The sequence below is a fragment of the Azospirillum sp. TSO35-2 genome (genome assembly GCF_003116095.1).
In the GTDB taxonomy this organism is placed as follows: domain Bacteria; phylum Pseudomonadota; class Alphaproteobacteria; order Azospirillales; family Azospirillaceae; genus Azospirillum.
The window spans coordinates 542,051-557,371 of sequence record NZ_LGRA01000018.1; the positions used below are offsets into that span (position 1 = coordinate 542,051).

General features: G+C 69.6%; 14 protein-coding genes. 7 read left to right on the plus strand and 7 right to left on the minus strand.

From position 1 onward, the window contains the following. Positions 1-251: 251 nt before the first annotated feature. The 7 genes from TSO352_RS13375 to TSO352_RS13405 are packed head-to-tail and all read left to right on the plus strand — an operon-like array spanning position 252 to position 8,189. Entirely contained in the window at positions 252-1,364 is a 1,113-nt protein-coding gene (locus TSO352_RS13375) for an SDR family NAD(P)-dependent oxidoreductase (RefSeq protein WP_109107812.1), read from the plus strand. Further along, positions 1,361-2,431 (plus strand): SDR family NAD(P)-dependent oxidoreductase, encoded by a 1,071-nt coding sequence (locus tag TSO352_RS13380; RefSeq protein ID WP_109107813.1) that lies wholly within the window; start codon positions 1,361-1,363, stop codon positions 2,429-2,431. Before TSO352_RS13375 ends, TSO352_RS13380 begins: the two co-directional genes overlap by 4 nt. After that, entirely contained in the window at positions 2,431-3,735 is a 1,305-nt protein-coding gene (locus TSO352_RS13385) for a TIGR04295 family B12-binding domain-containing radical SAM protein (protein ID WP_109107814.1), read from the plus strand. The genes TSO352_RS13380 and TSO352_RS13385 overlap by 1 nt, the downstream gene beginning before the upstream one ends. Further along, positions 3,720-4,886, plus strand: coding sequence for a glycosyltransferase family 4 protein (locus tag TSO352_RS13390; protein ID WP_109107815.1), 1,167 nt, complete (start codon positions 3,720-3,722; stop codon positions 4,884-4,886). The genes TSO352_RS13385 and TSO352_RS13390 overlap by 16 nt, the downstream gene beginning before the upstream one ends. Continuing rightward, on the plus strand, positions 4,883-6,007 hold the full coding sequence (locus TSO352_RS13395) for a glycosyltransferase (RefSeq protein ID WP_109107816.1): 1,125 nt from the start codon (positions 4,883-4,885) through the stop codon (positions 6,005-6,007). Before TSO352_RS13390 ends, TSO352_RS13395 begins: the two co-directional genes overlap by 4 nt. Beyond that, the gene (locus tag TSO352_RS13400) at positions 6,004-7,098 is read left to right on the plus strand and encodes a glycosyltransferase (RefSeq protein WP_109107817.1); all 1,095 of its coding nucleotides are present in this window, start codon (positions 6,004-6,006) and stop codon (positions 7,096-7,098) included. Before TSO352_RS13395 ends, TSO352_RS13400 begins: the two co-directional genes overlap by 4 nt. After that, on the plus strand, positions 7,095-8,189 hold the full coding sequence (locus TSO352_RS13405; RefSeq protein WP_109107818.1) for a glycosyltransferase: 1,095 nt from the start codon (positions 7,095-7,097) through the stop codon (positions 8,187-8,189). Before TSO352_RS13400 ends, TSO352_RS13405 begins: the two co-directional genes overlap by 4 nt. Before the next feature lie 130 nt (positions 8,190-8,319). Here TSO352_RS13405 and TSO352_RS13410 read toward each other — a convergent pair whose 3' ends face one another. The 7 genes from TSO352_RS13410 to cyoA form a co-directional block, all read right to left on the minus strand. Then, the gene (locus tag TSO352_RS13410; RefSeq protein ID WP_109107819.1) at positions 8,320-8,853 is read right to left on the minus strand and encodes a response regulator transcription factor; all 534 of its coding nucleotides are present in this window, start codon (positions 8,851-8,853) and stop codon (positions 8,320-8,322) included. Then, entirely contained in the window at positions 8,843-10,117 is a 1,275-nt protein-coding gene (locus TSO352_RS13415) for an ATP-binding protein (protein WP_247872079.1), read from the minus strand. Before TSO352_RS13415 ends, TSO352_RS13410 begins: the two co-directional genes overlap by 11 nt. Before the next feature lie 97 nt (positions 10,118-10,214). After that, complete coding sequence (locus tag TSO352_RS13420) at positions 10,215-11,009, minus strand: SURF1 family protein (RefSeq protein ID WP_348770613.1); 795 nt, start codon at positions 11,007-11,009, stop codon at positions 10,215-10,217. After that, on the minus strand, positions 11,006-11,416 hold the full coding sequence (gene cyoD, locus TSO352_RS13425; protein ID WP_109107821.1) for a cytochrome o ubiquinol oxidase subunit IV: 411 nt from the start codon (positions 11,414-11,416) through the stop codon (positions 11,006-11,008). Before cyoD ends, TSO352_RS13420 begins: the two co-directional genes overlap by 4 nt. Continuing rightward, positions 11,413-12,042, minus strand: a complete 630-nt coding sequence (gene cyoC / locus TSO352_RS13430; RefSeq protein WP_109107822.1) for a cytochrome o ubiquinol oxidase subunit III — start codon at positions 12,040-12,042, stop codon at positions 11,413-11,415. The genes cyoD and cyoC overlap by 4 nt, the downstream gene beginning before the upstream one ends. Further along, on the minus strand, positions 12,039-14,048 hold the full coding sequence (cyoB, locus tag TSO352_RS13435) for a cytochrome o ubiquinol oxidase subunit I (RefSeq protein WP_109107823.1): 2,010 nt from the start codon (positions 14,046-14,048) through the stop codon (positions 12,039-12,041). The genes cyoC and cyoB overlap by 4 nt, the downstream gene beginning before the upstream one ends. 15 nt (positions 14,049-14,063) lie before the next feature. Continuing rightward, positions 14,064-15,152, minus strand: a complete 1,089-nt coding sequence (gene cyoA / locus TSO352_RS13440) for a ubiquinol oxidase subunit II (RefSeq protein ID WP_199231593.1) — start codon at positions 15,150-15,152, stop codon at positions 14,064-14,066. Positions 15,153-15,321: the final 169 nt, after the last annotated feature.

The window sequence follows — 15,321 nt, forward strand, 5'->3', positions numbered from 1 at the left end:
CGGAAGATTGGTCGTTGGTGGCACACCTTTTGGACAAGGTGCGCAATTTTCAAAGCCGATGTTAACGTTGACAGCTCGGCCGTCACAACTGCGCTAAGTAGTTGCGGACCATTGCCGAAACAAAACCGCACAGGGTTCCCTGGGCAACGTGCGAGGCGGAGCGGCCGGTGCCTCCCGGAAGGGACGGCAACGCCGCGGGTCCGCTCTTGGGCGTCAACGTCAAGAATCGTTCAAATTCCTCGGAGGGACTTGTGGGAGAGACCGTTCTCGTCACTGGTGGGGCCGGCTTCATCGGCCGGCACGTCGCCAAGGCCCTGCTCGCCCGGGGCGACCGGGTCCGGGTCCTCGACAGCCTGATCGAACAGGTGCACCCGACCCGCCGGCGGCCCGACGAACTGGACCCCGACGTCGAGCTGCTGGTCGGCGACGTGCGCGACGACGCCATGGTCGGCCGCGCGCTGGAGGGGGTGGACTCGGTGATCCACCTCGCCGCCGAGGTTGGCGTCGGCCAGAGCATGTACGCCGTCGACCGCTACACCTCGGTCAACGACTACGGCACCGCCGTGCTGTTCCAGCGGCTGATCGACAAGCCGGTCCGCCGCGTCGTCGTCGCCTCCTCCATGAGCATCTACGGCGAAGGGCTGTACCGCGGCGCCGACGGCGCGCTGCGCGAGGACGTGGTCCGCGGCGGGCGCAACCCCGACGGCTCCTGGGACCCGCTCGACGCCGACGGCCGCCCGCTGGTGCCGGTGCGCACGCCGGAGAGCAAGCAGCCGGCGCTGAAGTCGGTCTACGCCATCGGCAAGTATGTCCAGGAACGGCTGACCCTGACGCTGACCGCCCAGTACGGCATGGAGGGCGCCGCGCTCCGCCTGTGGAACGCCTATGGGCCGGGGCAGGCGCTGTCCAACCCGTACACCGGCGTGCTGGCGATCTTCGCCTCGCGCATCGCCAACGGCCAGCGGCCGATGATCTTCGAGGACGGGCAGCAGCGCCGCGACTTCGTGCATGTCCGCGACGTCGCCCGCGCCTTCCTGCTGGCGCTCGACAACCCGGCGGCCAACGGCGAGGTGTTCAACATCGGCTCCGGCGAGGAACGGACGGTGGAGGAGGTGGCGCTGCTCCAGGCCGCCTCGATGGGCCGCCCCGACCTGACGCCGGAGATCACCGGCAAGGCGCGCGCCGGCGACATCCGCCACAACATCCCCGACCTGACCAAGGCGCGGACCGTGCTGGGCTATGACCGTCGGGAAGACTTTGCGGAGGGGCTGGCCGAGCTGGCCGAATGGGTCGCCCGGCAGGAGGCGCAGGACCGCGTCGCCGAAGCCCGCCGTGAACTCGAGGCGCGGGGGCTGGTGGCATGAGCGGGACCAAGACGAAACCGGTCCTGATCACCGGCGGCGCCGGCTTCATCGGATCGAACCTCGCCGACCGTCTGGCGGGCGAGGGGCACGACGTGCTGGTCTACGACGCGCTGCGCCGTCCGGGCGTGGAGCGCAACCTGCGTTGGCTGCAATCGCGCCACCCCGGCCGGGTCAGCGCCGTGGTCGCCGACCTGCGCGACGAGCAGGCGCTGGCCGATGCCGCCAAGGACGCCAAGGCGGTGTTCCATCTGGCGGCCCAGGTCGCGGTGACCACCAGCATGGTCGACCCGATCGACGATTTCGAGGTCAACATCCGCGGCACGCTGGCCCTGCTGGAGGCGCTGCGCCGCCACGGCAACCGCACGCCGCTGGTCTTCGCCAGCACCAACAAGGTCTATGGCGACCTCGCCGACGTGCCGCTGGAGCTGGTCAACGACGCCTACGCCCCGGCCGATTCCTACACCCGCGCCCATGGCGTGGGGGAAGGCCGGCCGCTCGATTTCCACACCCCCTACGGCTGTTCGAAGGGCGCCGCCGACCAGTATGTGCTGGACTACGCCCGCAGCTTCGACCTGCCGACCGCCGTGCTGCGGATGAGCTGCATCTACGGCCCGCGCCAGATGGGCACCGAGGACCAGGGCTGGGTCGCCCATTTCCTGATCCGCGCCCTGAACGGCGAGCCGATCACCATCTACGGCGACGGCCGGCAGGTGCGCGACGTGCTGTTCGCCGCCGACGCGGTGCAGGCCTACGTCTCCGCCTGGGAGCGGATCGAACAGGTGAAGGGCCGCGCCTTCAACCTCGGCGGCGGCCCGGCCAACGCCATCAGCCTGCGCCAGCTGATCGCCCACATCGAGCATCTGATGGGCCGCAAGGTCGAGGTGAGCTACGGCGACTGGCGCGCCGGCGACCAGCGCTACTACGTGTCCGACACCCGCCTGGTACGGCGGACCCTGGAACTGCGGGAGCCGACCGACTGGCGGCGCGGCGTCGCGTTGCTCGCCGAATGGTTGCGGGCGGAGAAGAGCACGCTGCCCGCGACCTCCCCGTCGGTGGAGGCCGCCTGATGAGGGTTGCGCTGGTCAACCCGGCCTGGAGCTTCGAGCACAGCATCTATTTCGGATGCCGCGAGCCGCACCTGCCGCTGGAGCTCGGCTACGCCAAGGCGTTGCTGGAGCGGGCCGGGCACGAGGTGCTGCTGCTCGACGGCGCGCTGATGGAGCGCTCCAACCCGGAACTGGCCGACGCGGTCGCCGCCTTCGCGCCGGACATGACGGTGCTGACGACGGCGCCGACCTACCTGTTCTGGCGCTGTGCCCAACCGGAACTGCGGGTGCCGAAGGCGTTCCTGCTGGCGCTGGACGGGCGTGGCGGCTTGACCGTCGCGGTCGGCCCGCACGGCTCCACCACGCCACGCGCGGCGCTCGACAAGCTGGGCGTCGACGTGGTGGTGCGCGGCGAGTGCGAGGAGATCGTCGCCCGGCTGGCCGAACGGCCGGCGCTGGCCCCGGCTTTGGATGACGTGCCGAGCCTCGCCTTCCTCCGCGACGGCGGGATGGTGGTCACCGGGGCGCCGCACGCCGGGCGCTTCACCGACCTGCCGGCGCTGTCCTGGCCGTCCGCGTGGCTGCAGCGCCACCACCATCACCACCACCGCTACGGCACCGAGCCGGTCGGGCCGGGGGCCGAGGTGGAGGCGTCGCGCGGCTGCCCCTACAACTGCTCCTTCTGCGCCAAGATCGACTTCCGCGACCAGTACCGGCGGCGCGACACCGCGCTGATCCTGGAGGAAATCGACGGGCTGGTCGCCGCCGGCGTGCGCTACGTCTATTTCGTCGACGAGATCTTCCTGCCCCGCCGCGACCTGCTGGAAGCGCTGGTCGACCGCCCGATCGAGTTCGGGGTGCAGACCCGCATCGACCTGTGGAAGCCGGAGATGCTCGACCTGCTGGGGGCGGCCGGCTGCGTGTCGATCGAGGCCGGGGTGGAAAGCCTGACCGAGGAAGGCCGCGCCGCGCTGGACAAGAAGTGCCGGATGAGCACCGATGAGCTGGCCGACCGGCTGATCCACGCCCGCCGCACCGTGCCCTTCGTCCAGGCCAACCTGATCGCCATGGCCGACGACGACGCCGGTCTGGTAACGGCGTGGCGCGAAAAGCTGCTGGCCGCCGGGGTATGGGCCAACGATCCGGTGCCGCTCTACCCCTATCCGGCCTCGCCCGACTACCGCCGCCTGTGGGGCGAGCCCGACGATCGCGCCTGGGAACGGGCGCACGCCCACTATCTGGGCCAGTTCGACCGCCTGAGCGACATCCAGGAGGATGAACCCTTGCCGCTGACGGAGTTGGAGGCGGCATGCTCGTGCCGTTGAGGATCGTGCCCAACCCGAAACTCTGGGCCAAGCCGCCGCATGTGCTGATGACGGCAGACAGCGTCGGCGGCGTGTGGACCTACGCGCTCGACCTTGCCCGCGAGCTGGCGGGGCAGGGCACGCGGGTCACGCTCGCCGTCCTCGGCCCGTCGCCCCACCCGGACCAGGTCGCCGCCGCCGACGCGGTGGACGGGCTGGAGCTGATCGACACCGGCCTGGCGCTGGACTGGACCGCCGCCGACGCCGCGACGGTCCGGCGCACCGCGGAGGCGCTGGGCGACCTCGCCGGCCAACTCGGCCCCGACGTCGTCCATCTCAACAGCCCGGCGCTGGCCGCCGATGCCGGTTTCGAGATGCCGGTGGTCGGCGTCTGCCATTCCTGCATGGCGAGCTGGTGGAGCGCGGTGCGCGGCGGCGCCATGCCGGAGGATTTCCGCTGGCGGACCGAGCTGCTGCGCCGCGGCTACCAGTCCTGCGACCTGCTGGTCGCCCCCAGCGCCGCCTTCGCCGACGCCACCGCCGCGCTCTACGGCGTGGAGCGGCCGGTGGTGGTGCGCAACGGCCGCTGCGCGCGCAAGGCGACGCCCCGGCGGGCGGGCGGCGGGCGCGAGCGCTTCGTCTTCACCGCCGGACGGCTGTGGGATTGCGGCAAGAACGTCGCCCTGCTCGACGCCGCGGCGCGGCGGCTGGACGCGCCGGTGTTCGCCGCCGGCCCGCTGGAAAGCCCGACCGGCCACCGGGTGGCGCTGGACAACGCCAAGGCGCTGGGCCGGCTCGACGGCGCGTCGGTCGCCGGCTGGATGGCGCGGGCGCCGGTCTTCGCCTCCCTGCCGCTCTACGAGCCGTTCGGCCTGACCGTGCTGGAGGCGGCGCAGGCCGGCTGCGCGCTGGTGCTGTCGGACATCGCCAGCTTCCGCGAGTTGTGGGACGGCGCCGCGATCTTCGCCGACCCGACCGACGCCGACGCGCTGGCCGCGACCCTGCGCCGGCTGCTCGACGATCCCGCCGAGGCGAAGCGCCGGGGCGGTGCCGCGCGGCGCCGGGCCGCCCGCTACGGCATGGACCGCCTCACCACCGGCATGCTGAACGTCTACCGCTCGGTGATGATCGGCCGCCCGGCCTATCCGGTCCGCTCGGAGGTGATCGCGTGAGGGTCGTCTATTTCACCCATTCGCTGGCCTCCTGCTGGAACCACGGCAACGCCCATTTCCTGCGCGGCGTGCTGCGCGACCTGATCGCCCGCGGCCATGACGTCCGGGTCTTCGAACCCGAGGGTGCCTGGAGCCTGCAGAACCTGCTGGCCGACCATGGCGAGCCCGGCCTCGACGCCTACCGCAGCGCCTATCCGGAGCTGTCGTCGCGCGGCATGCCGGAGGGGTTCGACGTCGCGGCGGCCTGTGACGGCGCCGATCTGGTGATCGTGCATGAATGGAACGACCCGGCGCTGGTGGCGGCGGTCGGCGCGGCGCGGCGGCGCGGCGGCACCTTCACCCTGCTGTTCCACGACACCCACCACCGCGCGGTCAGCGACCCCAAGGCGATCAACGCCTTCGATCTGTCCGGCTACGACGGCGTGCTGGCCTTCGGCGAGGCGCTGGCCGCGGTCTACCGCCGCTGGGGCTGGGGCGACCGGGTCTTCGTCTGGCACGAGGCCGCCGACACCCGCCTGTTCCACCCGCCGGCCGAGGAAGGACCACGCGCCGGCGCGGTGTGGATCGGCAACTGGGGCGACGGCGAGCGGACGGATGAGCTGGAACGCTTTCTCTTCGCGCCATCGCGGGCGGCGGGCCTGCCGCTCGACATCTACGGCGTGCGCTACCCGCGGGAGGCGCTGGCGACGCTGAAGCGCTACGGCATCGCCTACAAGGGCTGGCTGCCGAACGCCCGCGCGCCGGAGGTCTTTGCCCGCCACCGCGCCACCGTCCATGTGCCGCGGCGCTTCTACGTCGAATCGCTGCCCGGCATCCCGACCATCCGCGTGTTCGAGGCGCTGGCCTGCGGCATCCCGCTGGTCAGCGCGCCGTGGAGCGACGCGGACGGGCTGTTCCGCCCCGGCCGGGATTTCCTCTACGCCCGCAGCGGTGACGAGATGACCGCCTGTCTGCGTGCCATCGACCAGGACGCCGACCTGCGGGCCGAGCTGATCCGCAACGGGCTGGAGACCATCCGCGCCCGCCACACCTGCGCCCACCGCGTCGATGAGTTGCTGGCCATTGTCGACACCCTGCGCGGCGCCGACAAGACACCGACCCTTCTGGAGTCCGCCCGATGAAGATGGCCTTCTACGGCTCGAGCCTGCTGTCCTCCTACTGGAACGGTGCGGCCACCTACTACCGCGGCATGCTGAGCGAACTCGCCCGGCATGGCTGGGACATCACCTTCTACGAGCCGGACGCCTTCGACCGGCAGCAGCATCGCGACATCGAGCCGCCGGACTACGCCAAGGTCGTCGTCTACGACGCGACGCCGGAGGCCTGCCGCGCGGTGATCGGGCAGGCGGTGAACGCCGACGTGGTGGTGAAGGCCAACGGCGTCGGCGTCTTCGACGACGAACTGCTCGACGGGGTGATGGACGCTGCCGGGCCGCAGGCGCTGCGCGTCTACTGGGACGTCGACGCCCCGGCGACGCTGGCGGAACTGCGGCAGGCGCCCGACCATGTGTTGCGCCGCCGGCTGCCCCAGCTCGACTTCGTGCTGACCTATGGCGGCGGGCCGCCGGTGGTGTCGGCCTATCAGGCGATGGGCGCGCCGGTCTGCCGGCCGATCTACAACGCGCTCGACCCGTCGACCCACCACCCGGTGCCGCCGCAGGAGCGCTTCAAGGCCGACCTGAACTTCCTCGGCAACCGGCTGCCCGACCGCGAGGCGAGGGTGGAGCGCTTCTTCCTGGAGCCGGCGGCGCGCAACCCGCAGGGCCGCTACATCATCGGCGGCAGCGGCTGGGAGACCAAGGGCCTGCCGGCCAACGTCACCCACATCGGCCATGTCGGCACCGCCGACCACAACGCCTTCAACACTTCGGCGCTGGCGGTGCTGAACATCGCCCGCGACAGCATGGCGGAGGTCGGCTTCTCGCCCGCGACCCGGGTGTTCGAGGCGGCCGGGGCCGGCGCCTGCCTGATCACCGATGCCTGGGAAGGGGTGGAGCAGTTTCTCGCCCCCGACGAGGAGGTGCTGGTCGCCCGCGACGGCCAGGACGTGACCGAGCATCTGCGCGCCCTGACGCCGGAGCGCGCCCGCGCCATCGGCGAAGCCGCCCGCCGTCGCATCCTCGCCGGCCACACCTACGCCCGCCGCGCGGTCGAGGTCGACGCCCTGCTGCGCGGCGCGCTGGCCGCCCGCCGGGAACGGAGCGCAGCATGAGGCTGGTCGTCCTCGGGCTCAGCCTGTCCTCCTCCTGGGGCAACGGCCACGCCACCACCTTCCGCGCGCTGCTGAAAGCCTACGCCGCGCGCGGCCACGACATCCTGTTCCTCGAACGCGACGTCCCCTGGTACGCCGACAACCGCGACCTGCCGAACCCGTCCTGGTGCGAACTGGCTTTTTATAAGGACCTGGACGATCTGAAGCGCTTCACCGCCGCGGTGGCCGGGGCCGACGCGGTGCTGGTCGGCTCCTACGTGCCCGACGGCGTGACGGTCGGCCGCTGGGCGCAGGAGACGGCGCAGGGTGTCGTCGCCTTCTACGACATCGACACCCCGGTGACGCTGGCCAAGCTGGAACGCGGCGACTTCGAGTATCTGTCGCCGGCGATCATCCCCGGCTACGACGTCTATTTCTCCTTCACCGGCGGGCCGACGCTCGACCGGCTGATGGAGCGGTACGGCTCGCCGGCGGCGCGGGCGCTCTACTGCTCGGTGGATGCGGAGGCCTACGCGCCGCTGCCGGTGCCCAAGCGCTGGGACCTCAGCTATCTCGGCACCTACAGCGCCGACCGCCAGCCGACGCTGGACCGCTTGCTGCTGGAACCGGCCCGCCACGCGCCCGACCTGCGCTTCGTCGTCGCCGGGCCGCAATACCCTGACGACATCGTCTGGCCGGCGAATGTGGAGCGGCTGCACCACGTCCCGCCGGCCGACCATCCGGCCTTCTACGCCGCCAGCCGCTTCACGCTGAACGTGACGCGCGACGACATGATCCGCGCCGGCTACAGCCCCAGCGTCCGCCTGTTCGAGGCGGCGGCCTGCGCCACCCCGATCATCTCCGACATCTGGGACGGCATCGACAGCCTGCTGGAGCCGGGGCGCGAAATCATCCTGGCGGAAACCGCCGACGACGTGCTGAGCGTGCTGCGCCAGCCGGCGGCCGAGGGCGAGATCGGCGAGCAGGCGCGGCGCCGGATCCTGGGCGCCCACACCGCCGCTCACCGGGCAGAGACGCTGGAGCGGGAGTTGCTGGCGGCGGTGGAGCGGGGGAGGGTTGCCTCCCCGTCGTCACTCGTGCCCCCTCCCTAACCCTCCCCCGCTCCCGCGGGAGAGGGGACTGCCGCCGCTTCGCGATCAAATCACGCCGACAAGCATTCCGCCCCCTCTCCCGCCAAAGGCGGGGGAGGGATGGGGAGGGGGCCAACCGACACAGCCACCCTCACGGCACCCGCTTCTTCTCCAGCTTGCGGGCCAGCGTCCGCCGATGCATCCCCAGCCGGCGCGCCGTTTCCGAGATGTTGAAGCCGGTGTCCACCAGCGTCTCGTGGATGCGTTCCCATTCCAGGTTCTTCAGCGACGTCGTCCGCGCCGCCAGGGCGATCGAGGTGTCGCCCTCCGTCCGGTCGAAGGCGGCTTCGATGTCGTCGGTGTTGGACGGCTTCGCCAGATAGTGGCAGGCGCCGAGCTTGATCGCCTCGACCGCCGTCGCGATGCTGGCGAAGCCGGTCAGCACGACGATCTTCGCCGCGGGATCGACCTCGTGCAGCTCCTTGACGCACTCCAGCCCCGACCCGTTGCCGAGCTTCAGGTCGACGACGGCGTAGCCCGGGCGGACGGCGTCGAGCAGCCCGCGCATCTCCTCCAGCCCGCCGCAGGCATGCACGGCGTAGCCGCGGCGTTCGAACGACCGCCGCAGCGCGCGGGCGAAGGAATCGTCGTCTTCGACGATCAGAAGGGTGCGGTCAGTGTCCATCGGTGCCTTCCGGCGACAGGGTGGACAGCGGCAGGGTCAGCGTGACCGAGGCGCCGCCGCCGCTGCGGTTCTTGGCCGACACGGTGCCGCCCAGCTTGCGCAGCACGTTTACCACCAGGAACAGGCCGAGTCCGCTGCCCGGACGGTTCTTGGTCGACCGATAGGGCTTGCCCAGTTCGGCCAGGATGGCGTCGTCGAAGCCGGGGCCGGCGTCGTTCACCGCGACGACCAGATTGTCGCCCTGCCGGCGCACCGCGACGCCGATCCAGCCCGGCGACGCCTCCAGCGCGTTGTCGAGCACGTTGAACAGCACCTGCTTCAGCGCGAGGTCGGAGATCATCCGTTCCTTCGACCGGAAGGCGTTCTCGTAGTCGAAACGGGCGGGGGAGCGGCTGCACCGCCAGTCCTCCACCAGATCGTCCATGAAGTCACGGACCGTGGTGCGGACCGTGCCCTCGCCGCGCGCCTCGCCGGACGACAGCAGGATGCCGGACACGATCGCCTTGCAGCGGTCGATCTGGCTCTGCATCTCCGCCATCTCCTCCGACAGGTCGGGGTCGGCCGTCAGCGCCGGCATGCGTCGCCAGTCGTTGAGGATGACCGACAGGGTGGCGAGCGGCGTCCCCAGCTCGTGCGCGGCGCCGGACGCCAGCAGGCCCATGCGGACGATGTGCGCCTCCTCCATCGAGCGTTGGCGCAGTTCCGCCAGATAGGCGTCCCGCGCGCGCAGGTTGCGGTTGATCTGGGTGAGGAAGGGCACCAGCAGGCTGGCCGCCAGCACGAAGCAGATGAACATGCCCTGGATGTGCAGGCTGAACAGCCCCCCCTCAAGCTGGTGCGGCAGGGGCAGGGCGCGGTAGGTGCCGGTCAGCCAGGTGAAACCGGCGGTCGCCACCAGCACCAGCGCCCAGGCCGACCACGCCTCCAGCAACACCGCGCCGAGCGCCACCTGCAGCAGGTAGAGCGAGATGAACGGGTTCGTCGCCCCGCCGCTGAGATAGAGCTGAACGGTCAGCGCGAAGACGTCGATCAGCAGTTCCAGGAACAGCTGGGTGTTGGACACCGACGACTTGCGGCGGATCTGGACGAGGCTGGCGGTGTTGAGCGCGATCAGGAAGACCACGACGGCGCTCATCGGCTGCAGCGGCAGGGCGATGCCCATCTGGACATGCACGATCAGGATCGTCACCACCTGACCGACCACGGCGAGCCAGCGTAACTGGACGAGCAGGAACAGGTTCTTCCGGTCGGTCGTGTCGCGCACAGAAATCGTCCTGCTCCTCACCGGATACATTAGCCTCCCGACCATTATATAGGCTAATCAAGCCGGGATGGAACCGCAGCCGGGGCCGTCGCGGCGGTCAGGACAGGCGATGCCGGCGGCGTGCTTCGCTGCGGGCGACCAGCGCAACCCAGCCGATCAGCATCAGGTCCAGCGCGAACCAGGTCAGCGCGTAGCCGAGGTGGCTGTTGGGGAAGCTGACGACGGTCAGGCCGCCGACCGGGCCACCGCCGGGGTTCGGCGTGGCGTCGGCGTCGATGAAGTAGGGCGCCACCTCGCCCAGACCGCGGGCGGCGGCGATGGCGGCGACGTCGCGGGAGAACCAGCGGCCGGCGGCCGGGTCGTTGGCGCGCAGGAAGCCGCCCTTCGGCTCGGTCATCCGCAGCAGGCCGGTGATGCTGGTCTCGCCCTCCGGCTGTCCGGCGGCCCGGCTGGCCGGGTCGCGCTTTTCCGGCGGCACGAAGCCGCGGTTGACCAGCACGGTGAAGCCGTCGTCGGTCCGCAACGGCGTCAGCACCCAGAACCCGCCGCCCAGATCGGTGACGGCCTGCACCAGCGTTTCGCGGTCGTTCAGGAAGCGGCCGGTCACGCGGACCCGCCGGTACTCGTCCTTGGCGGCGGTGACGGCGGGCCAAGTGTCCGGTCCCGGCGTGGCGACCGGGGCGGCGTGGATGCGGGCGTCGACCCGCTCGATCAGGTCGAGCTTCCACACCCGCCGTTCGAGCTGCCAGACGCCGAGCGCGGTCAGCCCGGCGATCCCGGCCAGGGCCAGAACGCCGAAGAGGGCCAGCGCCCAGACCGGGCGGGCCCCCTTCGTCGTGCCACCGGCGGGTGGCGGTGCCGGCTGCGGGTCGATGCGGCCGGCAGGGCTCACGGCATCCGGCTCATGTCGTGGCTCATGCCCGGCATCATGTTGGCGTTCAGGTGGTACATCACCCACAGCGACCCGGCCAGCATGATCACCACCACGATCAGGGTGAAGATCAGCGCCAGCATGGTCCAGCCGCCTTCGGAGCGGCTGTTCATGTGCAGGAAATACACCATGTGGACGATGATCTGCACCAGGGCGAGCCCGAGGACCACCGCGGTGGTGGTGCCGTTGTCGAGCGTCCCGTTCATCACCAGCCAGAACGGGATCGCCGTCAGGATCACCGACAGCACGAAGCCGATCATGTAGCTGCCGAAGCTGCCGTGGGCGTGCCCGTCGCCGTGCCCCTGGTCGTGGCCGTGGCCGCCATGCGCGCCGTGGCCGTGGTGGTCGCTGTGCGCGTGGGTGCTCATCGCAGCACTCCCATCAGGTAGACGTAGGTGAAGACGCCGATCCAGATGACGTCCAGGAAGTGCCAGAACATGCTGAGGCACATCAGGCGACGGCGGTTGGCGGGGATCAGGCCGCGGCGGGCGACCTGGACCATCAGCGTCACCAGCCAGACGGTGCCGAAGGTGACGTGCAGACCGTGGGTGCCGACCAGCGTGAAGAAGGACGACAGGAAGGCGCTGCGCCACGGGCCGGCGCCCTCATGGATCATGTGCGCGAACTCGGTCAGCTCGATGCCGAGGAAGGCGAGGCCGAACAGCCCGGTGATCGCCAGCCACGCCTGGGTCTGCCCGGTCCGCCCGCGCTCCATCGCCAGCATGGCGAAGCCGTAGGTGATGGAGGACAGCAGCAGCATCGAGGTGTTGACCGCCACCAGCGGCAGGTCGAACAGCTCCTTGGGCGTCGGCCCGGCGGCGTAGCTGGTGCTGAGCACGCCATAGGTGGCGAACAGGACCGCGAAGATGAGGCAGTCGCTCATCAGGTAGATCCAGAAGCCCAGCGCGGTGCTGCCGCCTTCGTGCGCGACCTCGTCCCTCACATAGAAATCGGGGGCGTCGCCGCTGCGCAGGGTGTTGACGGTCGTGGTCATGCTTGCACCTGCCCGGACAGCTGCCGGGTCCGCTCGCTCTCGGTCCGGATGACGTCATCGACCGGGATGTGGAAGTCGCGGTTGTAGTTGAAGGTGTGGCCGATGGCGACCGCCAGCAGGCCGAGGAAGCTCAGCGCCGCCAGCCACCAGATGTGCCAGATCATGGCAAAGCCGAAGGCCACGCTGATCCCGGCCAGGATGACGCCGGTGCCGGTGTTGCTGGGCATGTGGATCGGGCGGAAGCCCTCCAGCGGGCGCTTGTAGCCGCGCTTCTTCATGTCCCACCATGCGTCGTTGTCGTGGATGACCGGCGTGAAGGCGAAGTTGTAGCCCGGCGGCGGCGAGGAGGTCGCCCATTCCAGCGTGCGGCCATCCCACGGGTCGCCGGTCACCTCGCGCAGTTCCTCCCGCTTCCAGACGCTGTAGGCGATCTGGATCAGGAAGCAGCCGATGCCGGCGGCGATCAGCGCGGCGCCGATGGCGGCGATGACGAACCAGATCTGGAGCGACGGGTCCTCGAACACGCGCAGGCGGCGGGTGACGCCCATCAGGCCCAGGACGTAGAGCGGCATGAAGGCGGCGTAGAAGCCGACCACCCAGAACCAGAAGGACAGCTTGCCCCAGAACACGTTCAGCTTGAAGCCGAACGCCTTCGGCCACCAGTAGGCGATGCCGGCGAACAGGCCGAACAGCACGCCGCCGATGATGACGTTGTGGAAGTGGGCGATCAGGAACAGGCTGTTGTGCAGGACGAAGTCGGCCGGCGGCACCGCCAGCAGCACGCCGGTCATGCCGCCGATGACGAAGGTCAGCATGAAGGCGATCGTCCACATCATCGGCAGCTCGAACCGGATGCGGCCGCGGTACATGGTGAACAGCCAGTTGAAGATCTTCGCACCCGTCGGGATCGAGATGATCATCGTCGTGATGCCGAAGAACGAGTTCACGCTGGCGCCCGAGCCCATGGTGAAGAAGTGGTGCAGCCACACCAGGTAGGACAGGATGGTGATGACGACGGTCGCGTAGACCATCGAGGTGTAGCCGAACAGCTTCTTGCCCGAGAAGGTCGAGGTCACTTCGGAGAAGATGCCGAAGCAGGGCAGGATCAGGATGTAGACTTCCGGATGGCCCCAGATCCAGATCAGGTTCACGTACATCATGGGGTTGCCGCCCATGTCGTTCGTGAAGAAGTGCGTGCCGACATAGCGGTCGAGCGACAGCAGGACCAGCACGGCGGTCAGGATCGGGAAGGAGGCGACGATCAGCACGTTGGTGCAGAGCGAGGTCCAGGTGAAGACCGGCATCTTCATCATGGTCATGCCCGGCGCGCGCATCTTGACGATGGTGCAGATCAGGTTGATGCCGGACAGCGTGGTTCCGACACCCGCCACCTGTAGGGCCCAGATGTAGTAGTCGACGCCGACGTCGGGGCTCGCCTCCAGCCCGGACAGCGGCGGGTAGGCCAGCCAGCCGGTGCGCGCGAACTCGCCGATGAACAGCGACATCATGACCAGCACGGCGCCGCCGACCGTCATCCAGAAGCTGAAGTTGTTCAGGAACGGGAAGGACACGTCGCGGGCGCCGATCTGCAGCGGCACGACGTAGTTCATCAGCCCGGTCACCAGCGGCATCGCCACGAAGAAGATCATGATCACGCCGTGGGCGGTGAAGACCTGATCATAGTGGTGGGCCGGCAGGTAGCCCTCGCTGCCGTTGAAGGCGATGGCCTGCTGGATGCGCATCATCACCGCGTCGGCGAAGCCGCGCAGCAGCATGACCAGCCCCAGGATCATGTACATGATCCCGATCCGCTTGTGGTCGACGGAGGTCAACCACTCCGTCCACAGGTAGCCCCACAGCTTGAAATAGGTCAGCCCGGCGACCAGCGCCGCGCCGCCGAGCATCACGGCGGCGAAGGTCGCGACCAGGATGGGTTCGTGATAGGGGAGCGACTCCAGGCTGAGGCGCCCGAAGACGAAATGGGTCAGTGACGAGATGTCGAACATTGCCGGTGTGCCCAATCAGGGATTGGCCAGCCGCGGCGCCCCGCCCGGATACCCGGTCGAAGGCGCGCTGCTCGGCGTGAAGGAGGGGCGCAGATCCGCGCCGGCGATGGGGGCGGCCGCGGCGTCGACCGCTTCGGCGACGGTGCACAGCCCGGTGGCCGAGCGGCCGTCCGGCCAGGCGGTCAGGGCGCTGGCCTTCATCAGCCCGTTCACCGCGGCGAGACCGCCGGCGTTCAGGCCGCCCGCGGCGTCGATCGCCGCCATGTCGCTCATGCACAGGGTGCCGGGGCGGACGCACATGTTGACGACCGCCTTGAACAGCTCCGGATCGACCTTGCCGAAATGCTGGACCGGGGCGTTCTCGCTCGGCTGCTCCAGCGTCAGGTAGCCGTTGCGGTCGAGCGCGCCGCCGTCGGCCTTCACCTTGGCCACCCAGCCGCCGAAGTCGGCGTCGGACAGGCCGTGGAAAGCGAAGCGCATGTGCGAGAAGCCGGCGCCGCTGTAGTTGGCCGAGAAGCCCTTGTAGGTGCCGGCCTGATTGATGACGGCGTGCAGCTTCGTCTCCATCCCCGGCATGGCGTAGACCTGCCCCGCCAGCGCCGGAACGTAGAAGGAGTTCATCACCGTGGAGGCGGTGATGCTGAAGCGGATCGGCCGGTCGACCGGGGCCGCCATCTCGTTCACCGACGCGATGCCGTATTCCGGATAGACGAACAGCCATTTCCAGTCGAGCGCGACCACCTGGACGTCCAGCGGCTTGGCGCCGGCGGCGATCGGCTTGTCGGCCGCGATGCGGTCGAGCGGCCGGTAGGGGTCGAGCTTGTGGGTGGCCACCCAGGTGATGGCACCGAGGCAGATGATGATCAGCAGCGGGGCCGCCCAGATCACCAGTTCCAACTGCGTCGAATGGTCCCAGTCCGGTTCATAGCGCGCTGTGCTATTGGACTGGCGATAGCGCCAGGCAAACAGCACGGTAAGCGCCATGACGGGGACGATGATCAGCAGCATCAGCAGGGTGGAGATGACCACGAGGTCTCCCTGCTGGCTGGCGACGTCGCCGGATGGGTTCAGCACGACCAGGTTGCAGCCACTCAGCGCGGCCATCACTGGCAGCAGGGCTATAGCGCGATAACGGCTCAAGGCGGGACCTTTTAGCAAAGGTTTGCTTTGGGGAGAGAGCTAGCGACCGCACCACGGTGTGGACATTGGACAATTTGTCCAATGCCGACTCCTGCGCGCTTGACTCACCCTAGAATGTTGGGGTGACATATTG